The organism is Rhizobium sp. WYJ-E13, assembly GCF_018987265.1.
GTDB lineage: Bacteria > Pseudomonadota > Alphaproteobacteria > Rhizobiales > Rhizobiaceae > Rhizobium.
The window spans coordinates 3,171,570-3,192,120 of sequence record NZ_CP076853.1 but is presented as its reverse complement, the minus strand read 5'-3'; the positions used below and the strand labels follow the sequence as shown (position 1 = coordinate 3,192,120).

Sequence of the window (20,551 nt, the reverse complement as noted above, 5' to 3'; positions counted from 1 at the left end):
AGATGAAGACCAGCGTCGTCACATCTGCGGTTCTGCACGGGCTGGTGCTTACCTGGGCGCTGGTGTCGCTGAGCGCTCCTGAGACCTTCAAGGTGGAGGATTTCGAGGCGATGCCGGTCGACCTCGTGCCGGTAGAGTCCATCACGCAGCTGCAGCAGGGTGACAAGAAGGCTCCGAAGAAGGAGACCTCTGCACCCGTGCCGACAACCCGGCCGCCGATCCCGCAGCCGGCGGAAAACGCCGGTGACAACAATGCCGATCTGAAGACGCCGCCGGTTCCGAACGCCAAGCCGAGCAACAGCGAGGCGGCCGCCGCCAATTCCAGCGAAAAGCCCTTGCCGCAGGTTGATCCCAAGCCGAACGACGTCAAGGAAGTCAACAAGGAAGAGACCGAAGTCGAGCAGCCGAAGGAAGTTGCTTCCATTCCCCAGACCAAGCCGGCAGAGATAACGCCGCCGCCGAAGCCTGAGGAAAAGCCACCGGAAGAACAGGCAAAGCCTGAGGAGCCGCCGAAGCCGGATGCGGAAGCATTGCCTGACAAGGTGCCGACCCCGGTGGTCAAGCCCCAGGTAAAACCACCAGAGCAGAAGCCCGCCGAGAAGCCGCCGGAGAAGACCCCGGATCAGCCGAAGGCTGCTGAAAAGCCGACTGACAAGAAGAAGGATGATCAGAAGCGCGAAGTGGCGAAATCCGCTTCGTCGATGAAGAGCGACTTCAACGCCGATGAGATTTCTGCGCTGCTGAATAAGACTGATCCGTCTGCCGGTGGTGCGAAGCGCTCGACTCAGGAGGCATCGTTGGGTGCGAAGAAGAGCACGGGCGGCTCGAAACTCAGCCAAAGCGAAGAGAATGCGCTGCAAGGTTTGATCGAGGGTAATTGGCTGATCACCCCCGGAATGGAAGGGCTTTCCGGCATGGTCATCAGGGTACATATGAAGCTCGATAAGGATGGTAACATTATCGGCCAGCCTGAAGTTGAGTCCTCAGGTGGTAGCAGCAGCGATTCCACGCGACGTGCGCTGGAAAGCGGCGCCTACAGAGCCGTCATGAAATCCGCGCCCTTCTCGATGCTTCCGAAGGACAAGTATGACGCTTGGAATGAGGTCGAATTGAACTTCGATCCGAGCAGCATGGGAATCTAGATGCTGACGGACCTGTCCCATGGCAACAAATCCCTTGCAGCCGTCCTAGTGCTTGGCACGATTCTGGGCTGCGCCTCTGCGGCACCGGCACAGTCAGCCGGGGCAGCAACAGCCGACGCGTCGGCTGCGGCGATCCAGCAGGCGGTAGCGACGTATTTCAATATCCCTGCGGGCTTGCTGGACGATGACCAGGTTCTGATCACCGTTCACCTGAAGCTTAGCAGGACTGGCGCGATCAAAGAGTCGCCCCTCGTGACGGCTTCAGGCGGCGATGAGGCCGCACGACAAAGTTTGTCGGCTGCGGCTCTCCGTACAGTGCAACGCGCATCGCCGTTCATCATGCTTCCGAAAGACAAATACGAGTCCTGGAAAGAAGTCGTCCTGCGCTTCGAACCCAGCGATCCGACTCCATAGATGCTGAAAGGCTGTTTGGTATGACAAAGTGTTCCTTCTTCCGCGCCATCATGGTCGCCGCTGGCCTGATGACTGCGGCCGTCTTCGCGACGCCGGCGAATGCGCTGGTGACCATCGACATCCGAAAAGGTAATGTCCAGCCGTTGCCGATCGCGGTGACGGACTTCCTGCAGGGCAATATGGGCGCGCAGGTCTCACAAGTGATCGCAGCCGACCTGCAGCGATCCGGCCTGTTTGCGCCGATCAACAAGACGGCCTTTATTGAGAAGATCTCCAATCCCGATGCTTCGCCACGCTTCGAGGATTGGAAGGTCATCAATGCCCAGGCACTCGTGACCGGTCGTGTGACGCAGGAAGCGGATGGCCGCCTTCGTGCTGAATTCCGCCTCTGGGATCCGTTCGCCGGTCAGCAGATGACCGGCCAGCAGTTCTACACGCAGCCCGAGAACTGGCGCCGTGTCGCCCATATTATCGCTGATGCGATCTATAAGCAGATCACCGGCGAAGAGGGCTATTTCGATACCCGTGTCGTCTTCGTTTCCGAATCCGGCACCAAGCAGCAGCGCAAGCGCCAGCTGGCGATCATGGATCAGGATGGCTTCAACGTGCGCATGCTGACGGATGGCAGTGACCTCGTGCTGACGCCGCGCTTCTCGCCGAACCGGCAGGAAGTGACCTACATGTCCTTCGCCAACCAGCAGCCGCGCGTTTATCTGCTGCAGCTCGAAACCGGACAGCGTGAAGTGGTCGGCAACTTCCCGGGCATGACCTTTTCGCCGCGCTTCTCTCCCGATGGCCAGAAGGTCATCATGAGCCTGCAGCAGGAAGGCAATTCCAACATCTATACGATGGACCTGCGTTCGCGCACGACGACCCGTCTGACCTCGACGGCGGCCATCGACACGTCGCCCTCCTATTCGCCTGACGGCAACCGTATCGCCTTCGAAAGTGACCGCGGCGGACAGTCGCAGATCTATGTCATGAATGCCGATGGTTCGGGCCAGACCCGCATTTCCTTCGGTGATGGCCGATACTCCACGCCGGTCTGGTCGCCGCGCGGCGATCTGATCGCCTTCACCAAGCAGTCGGGCGGCAAGTTCTCGATCGGCGTCATGAAGCCGGATGGCTCGGGCGAGCGTATTCTGACCACTGGTTTCCATAATGAAGGCCCGACCTGGGCGCCGAATGGCCGCGTCATCATGTTCTTCCGCCAGGCAGCAGGCGCGGGTGGTCCGCAGCTCTATTCGATCGATCTCACGGGCTATAATGAACAGGCCATCAAGACGCCGGCCTATGGTTCGGACCCGGCCTGGTCGCCGCTTCTGGAGTAGTGGAGAGGCCGAAATTCGCCTTCATGTCGCCGCAAAGTCCTGAAAATGGGCGATGCAGGGTGAAATCAACGAATTGTTAACCATAAACTTTGATGGCCGGTTAACCGAGTGCGGTTACTGTCCGGAAACCCTGATTGAAGTCGCAAGGAGACCCGGCCATGAGCCGAATTCACACCCCGGCAATGAGCCGCATGCAGAATTTCGCCCGTAACCCCGTCATGATCGCGCTTGTCGCCGGTCTCGCTCTTGCGAGCTGCGCCAACAAGAAGAACGTGCCGAACAGCGCCGGTGATCTCGGCCTCGGTGCCGGTGCGGCAACGCCGGGCTCTGCCCAGGACTTCACGGTCAATGTCGGCGACCGCATCTTCTTCGACACCGACTCCACGTCGATCCGCGCCGATGCCGCCCAGACGCTCGACCGTCAGGCACAGTGGCTCGCCCGCTACCCGAACTATGCAATCACCGTCGAAGGCCATGCCGACGAGCGCGGCACGCGCGAATACAACCTTGCTCTCGGCGCTCGCCGCGCGGCAGCGGCCAAGGATTATCTCGCTTCGCGCGGCGTGCCGGCCCAGCGCATGAAGACGATCTCCTACGGCAAGGAACGTCCGGTCGCCGTCTGCGACGATATTTCCTGCTGGTCACAGAACCGCCGCGCAGTCACCGTTCTCGGCGGCGCAGGCATGTAATTTCCGGCAAAACCCGGAATTTGAGAAGGCGGTCCTTTGCGGGCCGCCTTTCTTTTTGACCACACTTTGGCCAGACTCCGTTGCTTTTTGAAAGCAGTTGGAAAAATCTCCTGTTCGTGCCATCGAGGCGCGAAGAATCACTGGGACAGGACGATACAAATGAAGAAACTAGTCGTGGCAGGCATGCTGTGCCTTGCGGCCGTGACCGGGAGCGAGCGAGCGGCGTATTCCGCTTCGTTCTTCGGCTTGCATATCGGCGGCCAATCCGCGCAACAGAGCCAGCCGGCAGCGCCCGTCGTCGAGGTGCAGAGCAGCGGCGCGGAAATCCGTATCCAGCAGATGGAAGATCAGATGCGGCAGTTGAACGGTCGTATCGAGGAAATGAGCTATCAGCTCCTCCAGATGCAGGAGACGATCCGCAAGCAGCAGGAAGACAACGAATTCCGCTTCCAGCAACTCGAAAAGACGGGCGGAGCAAGCGGTGGTGGCGGTGCCAAGGCGCCGGTGAAAAAGAGCGAGGCAGATGTCGCTCCGCCGGCATCAGGCGGTGGCGACGATATCGCCAAGGTCATCCAAGCCCCGCAGGGAGCCGAAACGGCTCCCTCCACCGATGTGCCGGTCAATGAGGGCCTCGGCCAGCCGCCGCGCGAGCTGGGCTCCATGGATTTCGACCAGAACGGCAACCAGATCGGCGGTTCGGTGAATCAAGGTGCAACGGTCGGTTCCGCGCCGCTTCCGGATACTGCGCCGAAGGGCAATAGTCTTCCAGGCGTAACCGCACCGCAGCAGACAGCTTCGCTCGGCAGCGAATCCGATCAATACAAGGCCGCCTATGGTCACGTGCTTTCCGGCGATTACAACATTGCCGAACAGGAATTCACGCAGTATATCGGCCGCTATCCGAACAGCGCACGGACTCCGGACGCGAATTTCTGGTTGGGTGAAGCACTTTATTCCCAGGGCAAGTTCAATGAGGCGGCGAAGACCTTCCTGAACGCTCATCAGAAATATGGTACCTCCGAAAAGGCGCCGGAGATGCTGCTGAAGCTGGGCATGTCGCTTGCCGCGCTCGACAATACCGAGACTGCCTGTGCGACGCTGCGCGAAGTTTCCAAGCGCTATCCGAAGGCTTCCCGCGCCGTCATAAACAAGGTTGCGAGCGAACAGAAGCGTCTCGCCTGCTGAGGTCTTCCGGTTTGTTTCCGGAGGAGCCCATCTCCCCTGAGGCGGCAGTCGACCGTTTCCTCACCTCGCTGAAGACGCCTGCGCGCATTCTGGTCGCGATTTCAGGCGGAAGCGATTCCACCGGCCTGCTTCTCCTGCTTTCTGAAGCGCTGAAGGCCGCTCCCAATCTTTCCATTTCTCTTTGCGCCGCGACCATCGACCACGCGCTGCGCCCCGAATCCGCAGACGAGGCGCGTCAGGTCGCAGCCCTCTGCGCATCGCTCGGCATTCCGCACCGGACGATGGTCTGGCAGAACGCGAAGCCGAAAACCGGCATCATGGCCGCCGCGCGTGAGGCGCGTTACGGTCTTCTCGCCGAGGCGGCGGAAGCGTTTGAAGCCAACCTCATCGTCACCGGGCATACGGCCGACGATCAGCGCGAGACGCTACGGATGCGGGGGATGCGGACGGAGCAGGTTTCGACGGGCATTGCCGATGCGGTGCTCTTCGACCGGCGCTTTTGGATCCTGCGGCCGCTGCTTTTCTCCACCCGTACCGATATTCGCGCTTTCCTGAGCGCACGAGGCGTGTCGTGGATCGACGATCCCAGCAACGAGGATATGAAATATGAACGCGTGCGGACGCGCAGGCAGCTATCGGCCGAAGCCGATGCAGAGAGAGAGATGCGCGAGGCCGGGCAGGAGCGGCTGGCTCTTGCGTCCGAGGGAGCCGAATGGCTGGATCGATATCTCAGGCTTCATGGCGGCCTGCTCGGGCAAGTGATGCCTGACGGCCTGAAGCAGGATCGCGCCGTCCTCGATTATGCGCTCGGCCGCCTGGCTGCCGTTTTCGGCGGGCAGCCGTTTGTGCCGGGGAGGGTGCAGATGGAGTGGCTTCTTGCGTTCGCTGTTGGTGGCAAGCCGGGGCGAATGACTGTCGGCAGGGTGGTATTCGATCTGCGGCGTGATGGGCTATATCTGGCGCGGGAGAGCCGGGGAATATTGCCGTTGGTGCTTCGGCCGGGAGAGGCCGGGGTTTGGGATGGACGGTTCGCGGTACGCAATGGGTCGGTGGCCTCGATCGCAATCGAAGCCGCGGCCACACACTCCCCCTCATTCCTGCGCTTGTCACAGGATTCCAGCGTGTCCAAGTCCTTGGGCACGGAAGACTCTCTTTCGCTGCATATGGAGTCATTCACCGCGCGGACGCGCGGTGGCTGGATTCCTGTGACAAGCACAGGAATGAGGGAGCATCATTTTGGGCACCTTCCCAAAGCAGCATGGAAGCGCGCAATCGCCTCGGCGCCCGCCTTGTCCGCAGAAGGAGCTTATTTAGCTTCAGAATCCGTCCGATCCGTCGATTTGGCGCCCTATTTTGCCCCTTTCGACCGGTTTTTGACACGATTTGATTTCACCTTTGCCGACAGGCTTTCGGCAGTTTTCTCAAGGGTGCCCTATGCGGAGCCGCCTTTAAGAAGTATTGACGGAAAAACGATCTGACAGAGTGGATCGCCTTGGCAATGGCTTGGCGCAACCCTATGTTAGAGACCAAATATGACGGCCGCCATGAGGTGACTGTCCAGTGCTGGGGAGTTCGATGAACCCTAACTTACGTAATTTCGCATTGTGGGCGATCATAGCGTTGCTGCTGATTGCCCTCTTCAGTATGTTCCAGACGGCTCCGGCGCAGACGGGTTCCCGCGAAATCCCTTATTCGCAGTTCCTGCGTGAGGTTGATGCGGGCCGGGTGAAGGATGTCGTGGTCACCGGTAACAGGCTGACCGGGACATATCTGGAAAACAACAATACCTTCCAGACCTATTCGCCCGTCATTGACGACAATCTGCTCGAGCGCCTGCAGGGCAAGAATGTCGCCGTCACTGCGCGCCCGGAAACCGATGGTTCTTCCGGCTTCCTGAGCTATCTCGGGACGCTGCTGCCGATGCTCTTGATCCTCGGTGTCTGGCTGTTCTTCATGCGCCAGATGCAGGGTGGTTCGCGTGGCGCGATGGGTTTCGGCAAATCCAAGGCCAAGCTTCTGACCGAGGCGCATGGCCGTGTGACCTTTGACGACGTCGCCGGTGTGGATGAAGCCAAGCAGGACCTGGAAGAGATCGTCGAATTCCTGCGCGACCCGCAGAAGTTCCAGCGTCTCGGCGGTAAGATTCCGCGCGGCGTGCTGCTCGTCGGCCCTCCGGGTACCGGTAAGACGCTGCTCGCCCGCTCGGTCGCCGGCGAAGCCAATGTTCCGTTCTTCACCATTTCCGGTTCGGATTTCGTGGAAATGTTCGTCGGCGTCGGTGCAAGCCGCGTCCGCGACATGTTCGAGCAGGCGAAGAAGAATGCACCGTGCATCATCTTCATCGACGAAATCGACGCCGTCGGTCGCCATCGTGGCGCCGGTCTCGGCGGCGGTAACGATGAACGTGAGCAGACGCTGAACCAGTTGCTCGTCGAGATGGACGGCTTCGAGGCCAATGAAGGCATCATCCTGATCGCCGCGACCAACCGTCCCGACGTTCTCGATCCGGCACTCTTGCGTCCGGGCCGTTTCGACCGCCAGGTCGTCGTTCCGAACCCTGACATCGTCGGCCGCGAACGTATCCTGAAGGTTCATGCCCGCAACGTTCCGCTGGCGCCGAATGTCGATCTCAAGGTCTTGGCTCGCGGCACGCCCGGCTTCTCGGGCGCCGACCTGATGAACCTCGTCAACGAAGCTGCTCTGATGGCCGCCCGCCGCAACAAGCGCGTCGTGACCATGCAGGAATTCGAAGACGCCAAGGACAAGATCATGATGGGCGCCGAGCGCCGCTCTTCGGCCATGACCGAAGCGGAAAAGAAGCTCACCGCTTATCACGAGGCCGGTCACGCCATCACTGCGCTCAACGTAGCCGTCGCCGATCCGTTGCACAAGGCAACGATCATTCCGCGCGGCCGTGCGCTCGGCATGGTCATGCAGCTTCCTGAGGGCGACCGCTACTCGATGAGCTACAAATGGATGATCTCGCGCCTTTGCATCATGATGGGTGGCCGTGTCGCCGAAGAGCTGACCTTCGGCAAGGAGAACATCACTTCGGGTGCCTCCTCCGACATTGAGCAGGCGACCAAGCTTGCCCGTGCGATGGTCACCCAGTGGGGCTTCTCCGATGAGCTCGGCCAGGTTGCTTATGGCGAGAACCAGCAGGAGGTCTTCCTCGGTCATTCCGTCTCGCAATCGAAGAATGTCTCCGAAGCGACCGCGCAGAAGATCGACAATGAAGTGCGTCGCCTGATCGACGAGGCTTATACCCAAGCCCGCACGATCCTGACGGAAAAGCATGACGAGTTCGTCGCGCTCGCCGAAGGCCTGCTCGAATACGAGACGCTGACCGGCGAAGAGATCAAAGCGCTGATCCGTGGCGAAAAGCCTGCACGCGATCTTGGCGATGATTCGCCTCCGAGCCGCGGCTCGGCCGTGCCGAAGGCCGGTGTGCGCCCAGCTTCCAAGGGTGATGAACCCGAGGGTGGGCTGGAACCTCAGCCTCACTGAAATTGAGCAGGAATTTGCTTAAAGGGCCGGATTTCCACAGGGAATCCGGCCCTTTTAATATTAGTAACAGGATATAATCAGCTTTCTTGGTAATTTACGTGCCGGTTACGCGGTTTTGTGGCATTCCGCTGATTAAAGACAAGTCTGATCAAGATTTTGGGCGCAGCACCAATCTTTGAAGCCGGATTCTTGCTTGAGGAATGCGTAAGCTTCTACGGCGCGCGGAAAGCGCAGGAGTGCATATGAAAAGACGCTATTTTGGGACGGACGGCATCCGAGGCCAAGCCAATATCTTCCCCATGACGCCGGACCTTGCGATGCGGGTCGGCATCGCGGCAGGAACAATTTTCCGTAACGGCGCTCACCGTCATCGTGTGGTGATCGGCAAGGACACGCGCCTGTCAGGATACATGCTGGAGAATGCCCTCGTGGCGGGCTTTACCGCGGCGGGACTGGACGTGTTCTTGCTCGGCCCTATTCCGACCCCTGCTGTTGCCATGCTGACGCGTTCGCTGCGATGCGATATCGGCGTAATGATTTCGGCCTCGCATAATCCGTTCCAGGACAATGGTATCAAGCTTTTCGGTCCTGACGGCTACAAGCTCTCCGATGACATCGAAGCACAGATCGAGGACCTGCTCGACAAGGATCTATCGGGACAGCTTGCCAAGGCTGAGGAAATCGGCCGAGCCAAGCGTGTCGACGGCGATATCTACCGCTATCTCGAACACGTCAAACGCACCTTGCCGCGCGACGTGACCTTGCAGGGCCTTCGCGTCGCGGTCGATTGCGCCAATGGTGCGGCCTACAAGGTGGCGCCTGCCGTTCTCTGGGAGCTCGGCGCCGATGTGGTGACGATCGGCAACGATCCGAACGGCACGAACATCAACCTGAATTGCGGCTCCACCAGCCCGGTCGCCCTGCAGAAGAAAGTCGACGAGGTGCGCGCCGATATCGGCATCGCGCTCGATGGCGATGCGGACCGCGTCATCATCGTCGATGAAAACGGCTCGATCGTCGACGGCGATCAGCTGATGGCCGTCATTGCCGAAAGCTGGGCCGAGAGCCAGCAGCTGCGCGGCAACGGTATCGTTGCGACCGTCATGTCCAATCTTGGCCTCGAACGTTTCCTTGAGGACAAGGGCCTCGGCCTTGCCCGCACGAAGGTCGGTGACCGTTACGTCGTCGAGCATATGCGCCAGCACAATTACAATGTCGGCGGCGAGCAGTCCGGCCATATCGTGCTTTCGGATTACGGCACGACCGGCGACGGTCTCGTTGCCGCCCTGCAGATTCTGGCGGCCGTCAAGCGTACCGGCAAGACGGTCAGCGAAATCTGCCGCCGCTTCGAGCCGGTGCCGCAGCTTCTGCGCAATGTCCGCATTGCCGGCGGCAAGCCGCTGGAGGACCTGCAGGTGGTCAAGGCGATTGCCGATGCGGAAGCCGAGCTTTCCAAGAATGGCCGTCTCGTCATTCGCCCGTCCGGCACCGAGCCGCTGATCCGCGTCATGGCGGAAGGCGACGACCGGGCGCAGATCGAGCGCATAGTCAACGATCTGATCGGCACGATTTCGAGCGTACGCAGCGCCGCCTGAAAGCTCCGCAAAAAGATTGAAAGCCGGCCTTCGTGCCGGCTTTTCTATTGGCGCTGCGCGAGCCATGCGCCGGGCTGCTGGTGAACATCAGCTCCCGCGTGGAAAAATCTTCGGTTTATCTTAACCGGTTCGCTGCCGAAAGAACATGCGGGCGATGAGGGTTGCATGTCTTTCTGTTTTCTTCGTCCGCCATCGCGAATCCACGACGCTTTTATTTATCGTCTTGCTGATTCCAGACGTCGAAACAGGCAGATGGCCCATATTTACTTATTCGAAACATGTTCTGCCGTGCATATTCGAATTACTTCTTATGGTTAAGCAGCTTTTAACGTTTCCGATTCATTATCCATAAAAAGCGTAACCGTTTTGGCGCCAGCACGCCGACGCAACCGACTGGAGTGAATCCATGAAACGAACCTTGTCCGGTATCTTCGCCGCGCTGTTGATCGCGTCGAACGCCTATTCTGCCGATCTTGCTCCGGTCGAGCCCGTGCCGGAACAGCCGCCGGAAGTCGCCGTTACCGAGTCGACCGGCTGGTATCTGCGCGGTGATATCGGTTACGCCTTCACTGATCTGCGTGGCGCGAAATTCTTCCAGGGGAGCAATGCTCTGGAAGCCGATTTCGACGATGCTGATCTAGACGATGCCTGGATGATAGGCGGCGGTGTCGGTTATCAGATCAACAACTATCTGCGCACCGACTTGACCTTTGACTACCTCACGAAATCGGACTTCCGTGGTTCGACGGTTGGCGGCGGCGCTGCTTTCGGTGCCTGCGTTGTCGCGTGTACGTCGACGGACGTATCGTCGATGACGGCCTATACGCTGCTCGCAAACGCCTACGTCGATCTCGGCACCTACGCCTACTTCACGCCTTATCTCGGCGCCGGTATCGGTGGTTCCTACGTCAAGTGGAAGGATCTTCACAACGTTGCCTGCGCCGATGACGGCAGCGGGTGCGACGACGAGGTCGTCCATGGCGGCCGCGGCGGCTGGCGCTTCAGCTACGCTCTCATGGCCGGTGCTTCGATCGACGTAACCTGCAACGTCAAGGCCGATGTCGGCTACCGCTATCTGCATATCAATGGCGGCGACATGTTTGGCTACAACGAAAACGGCGGCCCGGGTCGCGACCGTGGTATCAACGTCCACGAAGCCCGCATCGGTGCCCGTTATCTCTTCGACGGCTGCGCCCAGCCGGTTGCCTACGAGCCGCCGCAAATTCCGCTGCAGCAGCCGGTCTACAAATAAGAGCGAAGTTTTAGAGATTATCGAAAGCCGTCCGAAAAGGCGGCTTTTTCGTTTCAGCAAGTGCTTCTCGAAACCATGCCTAGGATGATTTCGAACAACTCGCTTTCGGCTTGCGTAGCAGTAATCTCGCCTGTTGCTGCGGCATAGGAGAGAGTCTCGGCCGCGCCGAGCATTGCCCAAAGGCTCGCTGAAGCGATCGTCCCTGCACCAACGAAGGGCGTGAGCACGGATCTGCATTGGTTCATGAAAACCACCTGACACTCGTGCTTGACCTTTTCCAATTCCGGGGAACTTGCCAAAGCTGCGATCACATCGGGAATTTCACGCCCCTGTGTGAGAACGCAATCGATATAGGAGGTGGCCATCACCTTTGCCTTGTCGCTCAGTGCCTGTCCGCTTTCACGAAGCGCAGTATTCATCAGCGCCGTCTGCCGATCATCAAATTCGCGGTAAAGTTCAGCAAGCAGTCCTGGCCGTGTGCCGAAATGATCGTAGACGATGGGTTTCGCCACGCCCGCTTGTTCGGCGAGTCGGCCAAGCGTCAGCGCATCGGTCCCTTCTTCCCGGATCAACCGCCACGACACGTCCAGAAGCTGTCGATGCCGTTCCTCTCTCGAAAGCCGGCGGCGCGGGCGCGCGGTGGTGCTGTTATGTCGGTTGTCAACGCTTGACATCATAACCTACGAAAAGTAACTTACTAAAGGTAACTTACGAAAAGTATATAAGCCGTCGACCTTGCTCGCAAGCGTCGATCAGGAGGTTTCGACATGCACGCACTCATCGTTCTCGCTCATCCCGATTCTGGTTCTCTTAGCCATGGCGTTGCCGCGCAAATTGCCGCGAGCATATTGGCGTTCGACGGCGCCAACTCCTTCGACATCGCGGATCTAACGGATGAGGCTTTCGATCCGAGATTCAGCGAGGCCGATATTGCTGCCCATCGCCGGAAAGCTGCGCCCCCCGCCGATATCGTCGCCGAGCAGGCGAGAATCGATCGCGCTGATGCACTTATATTGGTCTATCCGGTCTATTGGTGGTCGATGCCGGCCCTGATGAAAGGCTGGATCGATCGCGTCTTTGCGAATGGCTGGGCTTATGACGACGTACCCGGCAGCAAGGTCGTGAAGAAGCTCGGGCATCTGCGGGTGCATCTCGTCGGTATCGGTGGTGCAGATGTCAGCACCTATGAGCGGCACGGCTATCTCAACGCGATGAGGACGCAGATCGACCATGGCATTTTCGACTACTGCGGCGCCCATGTGGTGATGTCGGAACTGTTTCTCGACTCGGATTCAGGAAATGCTGCTGCCCATATCGAGGCGGCGTCTTGCATTGGTCGCAACATCTTCAATTTTCAGGGCCGCTGTACCGCAAGCAGTGCGGCGTAACCGGAAAGGCGATCGCCACTGCGGCAAAATATCCTCCAGAAACGACGTCAGCCGCTTGACTATGACGGGCTTCGCCCATAAACACGGCGGCGGGACACTCCTCCCCAACGAGGAGCCATCTATCTGGAAGGGTAGCAATATGGCAAATACCGCAAAGCCGGACGTGCGTCCGCAAAGCACTCATTTTTCTTCTGGCCCCTGCGCGAAACGTCCTGGTTGGACGCTCGAAGCTCTTTCCGATGCGGCCCTTGGCCGTTCGCACCGTGCGAAAGTCGGCAAGGCCAAGCTGAAGCAGGCCATCGATCTTACCCGTGAAATTCTGGAAGTACCTGCGGATTACCGCATCGGCATCGTTCCTGCTTCCGATACCGGCGCTGTCGAGATGGCGCTTTGGTCGCTGCTCGGTGAGCGCGGCGTCGACATGGTCGCCTGGGAAAGCTTCGGTGCCGGCTGGGTTACCGACGTCGTCAAGCAGCTGAAGTTGAAGGACGTTCGCAAGATCGAAGCCGGTTACGGCGAACTTCCCGACCTTTCCACTGTCGATTTCGACCGTGACGTGGTCTTTACCTGGAACGGCACAACCTCGGGCGTTCGCGTTCCGAATGCCGATTTTATCCCTGCCGACCGCAAGGGCCTGACGATCTGCGACGCGACGTCTGCCGCCTTCGCGCAGAATCTCGATTTCGCCAAGCTCGATGTCGTCACCTTCTCCTGGCAGAAGGTTCTGGGCGGCGAGGGTGCGCATGGCATCCTCATCCTGTCGCCGCGCGCCGCCGAACGTCTCGTCTCCTATCAGCCGGCATGGCCGCTGCCGAAGATCTTCCGCCTGACCTCGGGCGGCAAGCTCATCGAAGGCATCTTCCAGGGCGAGACGATCAACACGCCGTCGATGCTCTGCGTCGAGGACTACATCGACGCGCTTCTCTGGGCCAAGCAGCTCGGCGGTCTGAAGGCACTTATCGGTCGCGCCGATGCGAATGCCAAGGTTATCGCCGATTTCGTTGCCGCAAACGACTGGATCGCCAATCTGGCTGTCAAACCGGAGATCGAATCCAACACCTCGATCTGCCTGAAGATCGTCGACAAGGATGTGGCTGCTCTCGATGCCGATGGCCAGGCGAATTTCGCCAAGGGCCTCGTCGCTCTCCTCGAAAAGGAAGGCGTCGCTTACGACATCGGCGCTTACCGTGACGCTCCGTCCGGCCTGCGCATCTGGGCGGGTGCTACGATCGAAACTGCAGACATGCAGAAGCTGATGCCGTGGCTCTCCTGGGCTTTTGAAACCCAGAAAGCCGCGCTTTCTCAGGCTGCTGCCTGACGTGATCGCATCCGGCTCCGCCTGATGGCGAAGCCCCGCATTCCATTCATTCATCGCTGAACTCTTTGAAGGAGGCCCTCATGGCACCTCGCGTTCTCGTATCCGACGAATTGTCGGAAACTGCCGTCCAGATCTTTCGCGATCGCGGCGTCGAAGTCGATTTCCAGCCGCAGCTCGGCAAGGACAAGGACAAGCTGTTCGAAGTCATCGGCAATTATGACGGTCTCGCCATCCGTTCCGCCACGAAGGTGACAGAGAAGATCATCGAAGCGGCCAAGAACCTCAAGGTCGTCGGCCGTGCCGGTATCGGCGTCGACAATGTCGATATCCCGGCCGCATCGCGCCGCGGTATCATCGTCATGAACACGCCGTTCGGCAACTCGATCACGACTGCCGAACACGCAATCGCCCTGATGTTTGCCGTCGCACGTCAGCTTCCGGCTGCCGACACCTCGACGCAGGCCGGCAAGTGGGAGAAGTCGAAGTTCATGGGTGTCGAAATCACCGGCAAGACGCTTGGCGTCATTGGTGCCGGTAATATCGGCTCCATAGTCTGCGCTCGCGCCATCGGCCTGAAGATGCACGTCGTCGCTTATGATCCGTTCCTCTCCAAGGAGCGCGCCGAGGAAATGGGCGTCACTAAAGTCGAGCTCGACGAGCTGCTCGCCCAGGCCGATTTCATCACGCTGCACGTGCCGATGACGGACAAGACGCGCGGCATCCTGAACAAGGAAGCGCTTGCCAAGACCAAGCCCGGCGTTCGCATCATCAACTGCGCCCGCGGCGGTCTCGTCGATGAGGCGGCTCTTGCCGATGCGATCAAGTCCGGCCATGTTGCCGGTGCTGCCTTCGACGTCTTCGAAGTCGAACCCGCCAAGGAAAGCCCGCTCTTCGGCCTGCCGAACGTCGTCTGCACGCCGCACCTCGGTGCTTCGACCACGGAAGCGCAGGAGAACGTCGCTCTGCAGGTTGCCGAGCAGATGGCGGACTACCTCGTTAAGGGTGCGGTTTCGAACGCCATCAACATGCCCTCGATAACAGCTGAGGAAGCACCGATCCTGAAGCCGTTCATCAAGCTCGCCGATGTTCTCGGCGCCTTCGTCGGCCAGGTTACGGAAGAGCCGATCAAGGAAATCGAGATCCTCTACGACGGCGTCACGGCCAGCATGAACACCCGCGCGCTGACCTCTGCGGTTCTCGCAGGCCTGATCCGCTCGCAGGTTGCCGACGTCAACATGGTTTCGGCGCCGATCATGATCAAGGAAAAAGGTATTATCCTTTCCGAAGTCAAGCGCGACAAGACTGGCGTCTTCGACGGCTATATCAAGCTGACCGTGACGACGGAATCCATGACGCGCTCGATTGCCGGCACGGTCTTCTCCGACGGTAAGCCGCGCTTCATTCAGATCAAGGGCATCAACCTCGACGCCGATGTCGGCAGCCATATGATCTACATCGCCAATACCGACGTTCCCGGCATGATCGGCTTCATAGGCACGACGCTCGGTGCTGCTGACGTCAACATTGCCAACTTCCAGCTCGGCCGCGACAAGCAGGGCGGCGACGCCATCGCTCTGCTCTATGTCGATGCTGCGGTTGACGAAGCCGTTCTGAACAAGTTGACAGCACATCCGGCGATCCGCCAGGCAAAGCTGCTCGCCTTTAACGTCGACTGAGTTTTCCTCCCAAGGAAGATGTGCAAAACCCGGCGCGATCTCCGCGTCGGGTTTTTATATTATCGACGGGCGTCGTTCAGTGGCGGCTGGCTTCATTGTCATGATGAAGGAAAGCGTCCCGGCTCTCATCGAAAACCCTGAAGAATTCGTCCCAGGAAATATCTTCGACAGCATTTGCCGGCTTGGCGAAATCGATGCAAATCGTACCGCTTCTCATGCGGGCGGGGTGGCCGCCGCGTGCTTCGATCCATTCGCGAATTCTACCATGATCTGTCATTGCCAATGCGCGCATCATCGCCTCCCTGCAGATGCGGTTGCAATTTCAGCATAAGTAACTCTTTGCGGGATGGATTGGTTCCATTTGCCGGATCGGGTTCGCACCCAAACCACACGTTGGTTTGAACGGCGGAAGCTTTCAATCAAATCTCGATACGAGTAGCGTCGAAGCTCTCACTGCTTGTTTAACAGGCATCGGCTCAAAGTTTTTGCCGCCTATGATTGTGATTTTATTTAGCTTTCCTGGTTATGCTGCTTTCAATATTGGTTCTAATTTCGCGTGAATTTCTCAATGGCCTCGTTTCAGACGATATCCGAGCAGTCCGAAGCTCTTGTTGACGATTTTCGTTCGCTGTTTGCGACCCACCCCTCTCCGATGTGGGTCTACGATCCGGATACGCTTCGCTTCCTGATCGTCAATGATGCTGCGCTTGTGCTTTATGGCTACAGCGCAGAGGATTATCAGGGCATGACCGTGCTCGATATCCGCCCGGCTGCCGAGCGGGAGCGGATGCTCAGCGCTGTTCATGATCGTACCGACATGGAGAAGGCCGAGCGCTGGACGCATCTGAAGGCCAATGGCGAGACCATCGAGGTTCTGACTTACGGCCGGGAAGTGCGCTTTGAAGGAAGGACTGCGATCCTGGCGATCGTGCAGGACCGCACCGAGGTGAATGCCGCCCACCGCCAGATCACCGATACGCGTTCGCTGCTGGACAGCATCGTCGACAATCTGCCGATCGGCGTCTTCGTGAAGGATATGGAAGAAGATGGCCGTTATATCCTGCTGAACGAGGCGTGCGGCGAGATCATGGGCTTTCGTGCCGGCGACGTGGTCGGACATGTGGACCGGGACTTTTTCCCCTCCGAGCAGACCGCCATCTTTCGTGAGCAGGATCATGAGGCGTTCGCCGCCGGCGCGACGATCAGCTTCGAGGAGACAATGGAACGGGCCGACGGTGGCCAGCGGATCCTTCGCACCGTCAAGCGTGCCCTGCCGGCGCCTGAAGGGAAGGAGCCGCGTTATCTGCTCGGCATCTCGCACGACGTGACGGAGGAGCGCGCAGTGGAGGCGAGGCTCGCGCATCTTGCCATGCATGACTCGCTGACGAGCCTGGCGAACCGCGCCGCCTTCTCCAAACATATCCGCAAGCAGGCCATTACTGCTTCCATCGACAAGCCGGTGGCACTGCTCTACATCGACGTCGACCACTTCAAGACGATCAATGACAGCAAGGGCCATGCCGCCGGTGATGCGCTTCTCTGCCAAGTGGCGGAACGTCTGCTGGCGCTTGCCGATGAGGGCGACCTCGTGGCTCGTCTGGGTGGGGACGAATTCGCAGTCGTGCTGCAGCTTGTCGAGCCAGATCGAGCAGAGCGTTTTGCCGACCGGCTGCTCAAGTCACTTGCCAGGGCTTTTGATCTTGACGGCACGCGGGAGCATATCACCTGCAGCATCGGGATTGCGCTGGCGCCTGTCGATGCCGGCGAGGCCGATGTGCTGATGCGACATGCCGATCTCGCGCTCTATGCCGCCAAGGAAAGCGGCCGCTCGACCTATCGTTTCTATGAGCCTGCGATGCGGCTCGAGGCCGAGCGTCGACATCATCTGACCGGCGAATTGCGTGATGCGCTGGAACACGGGCAGTTCGAACTTTATTATCAGCCCATCGTCCAGCTCGAGGATGATGGCATCGGCGGTTTCGAGGCGCTGATCCGCTGGCGGCATCCGGTGCGCGGTCTTGTGCCGCCGATGGAATTCATTCCGCTGGCGGAGGAGACGGGACTGATCATTCCGATCGGTGACTGGGTCTTGGGGCAGGCCTGCCGCGTCGCAGCTTCCTGGCCGGACCATCTGAAGATCGCGGTCAATCTTTCTGTCAGCCAGTTCCGCCATGCAAGTCTGCTTTCCGGCGTCGTCGGTGCGCTCAATGAGGCGGGACTGCGTCCCGAGCGGCTGGAAATCGAGATCACCGAATCCGTCTTCCTGGCCGATGTGGCGCAGAGCCTGCCGCTGCTTCGGGCGCTGAAAGAACTCGGCGTGCGTATTGCGATCGATGATTTCGGTACGGGCTATTCGTCACTCAGCTATCTGCGCGCCTTCACATTCGACAAGATCAAGCTCGACCGCAGTTTTGTGTCCGGCATCGAGACGGATCCCGGCAATCTGGCCATCGTGCGGGCCGTGGCCGGCATTGGCTCTGGCTTCAATGCCGTTACTCTTGCCGAGGGCATCGAGACCGAGGAGCAGTTACAGAAGCTCCGGGCCGAAGGCTTCGGCGAAGTGCAGGGCTATCTTCTCGGCAGACCCATGCCGCAACATGAGGCTGAAGCATTGATCTACGGCCGACAGCTGAAGACAGCGTCAGCCTGAGATCGTGACATAGGATCAGCCTCGGTGCGCGGTCCTGATTTATGTTGAAAGCTTAATTGCCAGCAAACCAAGAATGCTGTTCACATCGGCCCTTCCTGGTTCGTTCGAATTCAGGTTTGGTGTCAGAAGGAGGCTTCATGCCTTCAGAACGGCATTCGGACAGCTTGTCCCATTGACCAGGCAATTCAGGTTTTGAAACGTGACGTCTGCAATCTCGCGCAAGGCCTCGGTGGTAAAAAAGCCCTGATGCCCCGTCACCAGAACATTGGGAAAAGTCATCAGCCGCTGAAAGACGTCGTCATCGATGATATCGGACGACCGATCGTGAAAGAAAAGTGTGCTCTCCTCTTCGTAGACATCAATACCAAGAGCGCCCAGGCGACGGGATTTCAGTGCCAGAATGACCGCGCGCGTATCGATGAGTGCTCCGCGGGACGTATTGATCAGCATTGCGCCAGGTTTCATTAAACCCAGTTTCTCTCTGTTGATCATGTGTCGGTTGTGTTCAAAGAGCGAGCAGTGGAGCGTGACGATATCAGACCGTGCCAGCAGGCTATCCAGATTCACCATTTCGCCTATAGCTGTAAATTCCGGGGAGGGCGTTGGATCGAACCCCAGAACACGGCAGCCAAAACCGTTCATGATTTTCGCGACAGCGAGGCCGATCTTGCCTGTGCCGATGATGCCGACCGTCTTTCCGTGAAGGGTCATACCCAACAGGCCGTTGAGCATGAAATTGCCTTCCCGAACGCGGTTATAGGCGCGATGTGTGTGGCGATTAAGCGTCATGATCAGCGCTACCGTGTGTTCCGCGACGGCCTCCGGAGCGTAGGCGGGCACGCGCGCGACGAGGAGACCAAGCTTTTGGGCGGCAGCGATATCGACATTGTTGAAGCCTGCGCAACGGAGAAAGACCCCCTTCACACCGAGCCTGTACAACGCCTCAAGGACGGGTGCATTCACCACATCGTTGACGAAGACGCATATGGCATCACAGCCCCGCGCAAAGGCTACCGTCTGCAAGGACAGACTGGCTTCCTGGTAAATCAGGTCGAAGGGCACCGGTTCACGCCGATTTGCTTCGTCCAGGAAATTCTTGTCGTAGGTATGAGCGCTGAAAACGGCTATTTTCATGGGTAATCCTATCGTTGTGCTTGAGAATGCGCTCGTCTTTAATGAAAAGCGTAGGACTGCCGGAATGCTTGCGCGTAGGCCCAACCAGCGTCTTCGTTGTCAAGCAAGTGGATACCGAGGCCATAGGATTTCTACAGCTTGTGAGAAGGAGGAAAATAAGGGGACGCCAAGTAACATGGAGGCCCTCCAACTATCGCCCAGGCAAAAGTATTCCAGGTTAGACGCTAGCATCTATTACATGATGAAGCCTGTAGCATCGCGTAGCCTCTATCGGCGTGGGCGGCGCTTGCAGTCAAAAAGGACGTCAGCCTGAGATCATCATATCGAAAGTATCGGCCGCCTTGCTGCGATAGCGCTCTTCGTGACGCAGCAGGAAGAAGGGGCGGGGCAGGGGCGGCATATTCACCTCGGTGAGAAGACCGTTGTGCAGCTTCATGGCCACGACGCTACGCGACGTCAGTGTGGCGCCGATGCCAGCTTCGACGACACCGACGAGCGGTTCGTTTTCCGGCAGCACCATCGCCACATCAAGAGCATCGATATCAAGGCCGGCCTGTTGCAGAAGACTTTCGAAGGCGAGCCGGGTGCCGGACCCCTGTTCGCGCAGGACCCATTGCGTCTGAGGAAAATCGGCCGGACTGTGTGGTTTGCCGTCCGCCCAGGGGTGATCGGGGGCGACGACGACGATCATCTCGTCCAAGGCGACCTGTCTTGCCGAAACGCCGCGCCTGTCGCTCGGCCACTCGATAAGACCCACTTCCACCTCGCCATTGGCGACGGCATCAGACACCTCAGCCGTGTTGCCGATGCGGATTGCCAGTTCGATACCGGGATAATCCCGCCGGAATTCGGCAAGCCGCGGCGACAACCAATAGCCGCCGATCGTCTGGCTGGCCATGATGGTGAGCTCGGCGTGCATGAGCCCGGAAAGGTCCATGAGGGCCGCTTCCGCCGCCTTTGCACTCGCGAGAACGGCTTGTGCTTCCCTGAGGAATAACTGGCCGGTCCGATTCAGCGCGATCGAGCGGCCGACGCGGTCGAACAGGGTGACGCTGTGGCGTGTCTCCAGGGCAGCAATTGCGGCGCTGACGGCCGATTGGGTCATGTTCAGATGATTGGCGGCCTTTGTGATGTGCTGATGCGCTGCCACTTCTATGAATATTCTAAGCTGTTCCAGTGTCATGCCGCCTCCAGAATTATTCGATTTTATCGAACAAATAGATAAAAATAAATCGTTGGAATCGATTATTTTGCGGCGATATGAAAGCGG

At 59.0% G+C, this 20,551-nt stretch carries 17 protein-coding genes; 13 read left to right on the top strand and 4 right to left on the bottom strand.

Annotated features, from left to right (window positions below; translation table 11 throughout):
* Positions 1-2: 2 nt before the first annotated feature.
* The 9 genes from KQ933_RS15990 (at position 3) to KQ933_RS15950 (ending at position 11,115) form a co-directional block, all read left to right on the top strand.
* Positions 3-1,142 carry a cell envelope integrity protein TolA gene (locus KQ933_RS15990; protein ID WP_216755798.1) on the top strand — a complete coding sequence of 380 codons (1,140 nt, stop codon included), beginning with the start codon at positions 3-5 and terminating at the stop codon, positions 1,140-1,142.
* A complete protein-coding gene (locus KQ933_RS15985) occupies positions 1,143-1,556 on the top strand; it encodes a cell envelope integrity protein TolA (protein ID WP_216755797.1) in 414 nt (137 codons plus the stop codon).
* A 20-nt stretch (positions 1,557-1,576) separates the two neighbouring features.
* Entirely contained in the window at positions 1,577-2,887 is a 1,311-nt protein-coding gene (gene tolB / locus KQ933_RS15980) for a Tol-Pal system beta propeller repeat protein TolB (protein ID WP_216755796.1), read from the top strand.
* A 158-nt stretch (positions 2,888-3,045) separates the two neighbouring features.
* Positions 3,046-3,576, top strand: coding sequence for a peptidoglycan-associated lipoprotein Pal (gene pal, locus KQ933_RS15975; protein WP_216755795.1), 531 nt, complete (start codon positions 3,046-3,048; stop codon positions 3,574-3,576).
* Between the two features lie 159 nt (positions 3,577-3,735).
* Entirely contained in the window at positions 3,736-4,761 is a 1,026-nt protein-coding gene (gene ybgF / locus KQ933_RS15970) for a tol-pal system protein YbgF (protein WP_216755794.1), read from the top strand.
* An 11-nt stretch (positions 4,762-4,772) separates the two neighbouring features.
* On the top strand, positions 4,773-6,239 hold the full coding sequence (gene tilS / locus KQ933_RS15965) for a tRNA lysidine(34) synthetase TilS (RefSeq protein ID WP_216755793.1): 1,467 nt from the start codon (positions 4,773-4,775) through the stop codon (positions 6,237-6,239).
* 97 nt (positions 6,240-6,336) lie between these two features.
* Positions 6,337-8,268: an ATP-dependent zinc metalloprotease FtsH gene (gene ftsH, locus KQ933_RS15960; RefSeq protein WP_183735160.1), complete on the top strand. Its 1,932-nt coding sequence runs from the start codon at positions 6,337-6,339 to the stop codon at positions 8,266-8,268.
* A gap of 242 nt (positions 8,269-8,510) precedes the next feature.
* Positions 8,511-9,863 carry a phosphoglucosamine mutase gene (gene glmM, locus KQ933_RS15955; RefSeq protein WP_183735159.1) on the top strand — a complete coding sequence of 451 codons (1,353 nt, stop codon included), beginning with the start codon at positions 8,511-8,513 and terminating at the stop codon, positions 9,861-9,863.
* 406 nt (positions 9,864-10,269) lie between these two features.
* Entirely contained in the window at positions 10,270-11,115 is an 846-nt protein-coding gene (locus tag KQ933_RS15950) for an outer membrane protein (RefSeq protein ID WP_216755792.1), read from the top strand.
* A gap of 53 nt (positions 11,116-11,168) precedes the next feature.
* Here the strand turns inward: KQ933_RS15950 and KQ933_RS15945 are convergent, their stop codons facing one another.
* Positions 11,169-11,789: a TetR/AcrR family transcriptional regulator gene (locus KQ933_RS15945; RefSeq protein ID WP_216755791.1), complete on the bottom strand. Its 621-nt coding sequence runs from the start codon at positions 11,787-11,789 to the stop codon at positions 11,169-11,171.
* 93 nt (positions 11,790-11,882) lie between these two features.
* On the opposite strand from KQ933_RS15945, the gene KQ933_RS15940 reads away from it, so the two are divergent.
* The 3 genes from KQ933_RS15940 (at position 11,883) to serA (ending at position 15,497) form a co-directional block, all read left to right on the top strand.
* Entirely contained in the window at positions 11,883-12,503 is a 621-nt protein-coding gene (locus tag KQ933_RS15940) for an NAD(P)H-dependent oxidoreductase (protein WP_216755790.1), read from the top strand.
* A gap of 139 nt (positions 12,504-12,642) precedes the next feature.
* Positions 12,643-13,821, top strand: a complete 1,179-nt coding sequence (locus KQ933_RS15935; protein ID WP_216755789.1) for a phosphoserine transaminase — start codon at positions 12,643-12,645, stop codon at positions 13,819-13,821.
* An 80-nt stretch (positions 13,822-13,901) separates the two neighbouring features.
* Positions 13,902-15,497 (top strand): phosphoglycerate dehydrogenase, encoded by a 1,596-nt coding sequence (gene serA, locus KQ933_RS15930; RefSeq protein ID WP_216755788.1) that lies wholly within the window; start codon positions 13,902-13,904, stop codon positions 15,495-15,497.
* 76 nt (positions 15,498-15,573) lie between these two features.
* Here serA and KQ933_RS15925 read toward each other — a convergent pair whose 3' ends face one another.
* Positions 15,574-15,792, bottom strand: a complete 219-nt coding sequence (locus KQ933_RS15925) for a hypothetical protein (RefSeq protein ID WP_216755787.1) — start codon at positions 15,790-15,792, stop codon at positions 15,574-15,576.
* A gap of 273 nt (positions 15,793-16,065) precedes the next feature.
* Here KQ933_RS15925 and KQ933_RS15920 point away from each other — a divergent pair, with 273 nt between their 5' ends.
* Positions 16,066-18,147: a bifunctional diguanylate cyclase/phosphodiesterase gene (locus KQ933_RS15920; RefSeq protein WP_216755786.1), complete on the top strand. Its 2,082-nt coding sequence runs from the start codon at positions 16,066-16,068 to the stop codon at positions 18,145-18,147.
* A 135-nt stretch (positions 18,148-18,282) separates the two neighbouring features.
* Here the strand turns inward: KQ933_RS15920 and KQ933_RS15915 are convergent, their stop codons facing one another.
* Both KQ933_RS15915 and KQ933_RS15910 read right to left on the bottom strand, forming a co-directional pair.
* Positions 18,283-19,281, bottom strand: a complete 999-nt coding sequence (locus KQ933_RS15915; RefSeq protein ID WP_216755785.1) for a 2-hydroxyacid dehydrogenase — start codon at positions 19,279-19,281, stop codon at positions 18,283-18,285.
* A gap of 304 nt (positions 19,282-19,585) precedes the next feature.
* On the bottom strand, positions 19,586-20,464 hold the full coding sequence (locus tag KQ933_RS15910; protein WP_216755784.1) for a LysR family transcriptional regulator: 879 nt from the start codon (positions 20,462-20,464) through the stop codon (positions 19,586-19,588).
* Positions 20,465-20,551 lie beyond the last annotated feature (87 nt).

Excerpts from the sequence above, each read along its gene's own strand:
- KQ933_RS15990 (WP_216755798.1), top strand. The coding sequence starts at position 3 with ATGAAGACCAGCGTCGTCACATCTGCGGTTCTGCACGGGCTGGTGCTT.
- KQ933_RS15985 (WP_216755797.1), top strand. The coding sequence starts at position 1,143 with ATGCTGACGGACCTGTCCCATGGCAACAAATCCCTTGCAGCCGTCCTA.
- tolB (WP_216755796.1), top strand. The coding sequence starts at position 1,577 with ATGACAAAGTGTTCCTTCTTCCGCGCCATCATGGTCGCCGCTGGCCTG.
- pal (WP_216755795.1), top strand. The coding sequence starts at position 3,046 with ATGAGCCGAATTCACACCCCGGCAATGAGCCGCATGCAGAATTTCGCC.
- ybgF (WP_216755794.1), top strand. The coding sequence starts at position 3,736 with ATGAAGAAACTAGTCGTGGCAGGCATGCTGTGCCTTGCGGCCGTGACC.
- ftsH (WP_183735160.1), top strand. The coding sequence starts at position 6,337 with ATGAACCCTAACTTACGTAATTTCGCATTGTGGGCGATCATAGCGTTG.
- glmM (WP_183735159.1), top strand. The coding sequence starts at position 8,511 with ATGAAAAGACGCTATTTTGGGACGGACGGCATCCGAGGCCAAGCCAAT.
- KQ933_RS15950 (WP_216755792.1), top strand. The coding sequence starts at position 10,270 with ATGAAACGAACCTTGTCCGGTATCTTCGCCGCGCTGTTGATCGCGTCG.
- KQ933_RS15945 (WP_216755791.1), bottom strand. The coding sequence starts at position 11,789 with ATGTCAAGCGTTGACAACCGACATAACAGCACCACCGCGCGCCCGCGC.
- KQ933_RS15940 (WP_216755790.1), top strand. The coding sequence starts at position 11,883 with ATGCACGCACTCATCGTTCTCGCTCATCCCGATTCTGGTTCTCTTAGC.
- KQ933_RS15935 (WP_216755789.1), top strand. The coding sequence starts at position 12,643 with ATGGCAAATACCGCAAAGCCGGACGTGCGTCCGCAAAGCACTCATTTT.
- serA (WP_216755788.1), top strand. The coding sequence starts at position 13,902 with ATGGCACCTCGCGTTCTCGTATCCGACGAATTGTCGGAAACTGCCGTC.
- KQ933_RS15925 (WP_216755787.1), bottom strand. The coding sequence starts at position 15,792 with ATGATGCGCGCATTGGCAATGACAGATCATGGTAGAATTCGCGAATGG.
- KQ933_RS15920 (WP_216755786.1), top strand. The coding sequence starts at position 16,066 with ATGGCCTCGTTTCAGACGATATCCGAGCAGTCCGAAGCTCTTGTTGAC.
- KQ933_RS15915 (WP_216755785.1), bottom strand. The coding sequence starts at position 19,281 with ATGAAAATAGCCGTTTTCAGCGCTCATACCTACGACAAGAATTTCCTG.
- KQ933_RS15910 (WP_216755784.1), bottom strand. The coding sequence starts at position 20,464 with ATGACACTGGAACAGCTTAGAATATTCATAGAAGTGGCAGCGCATCAG.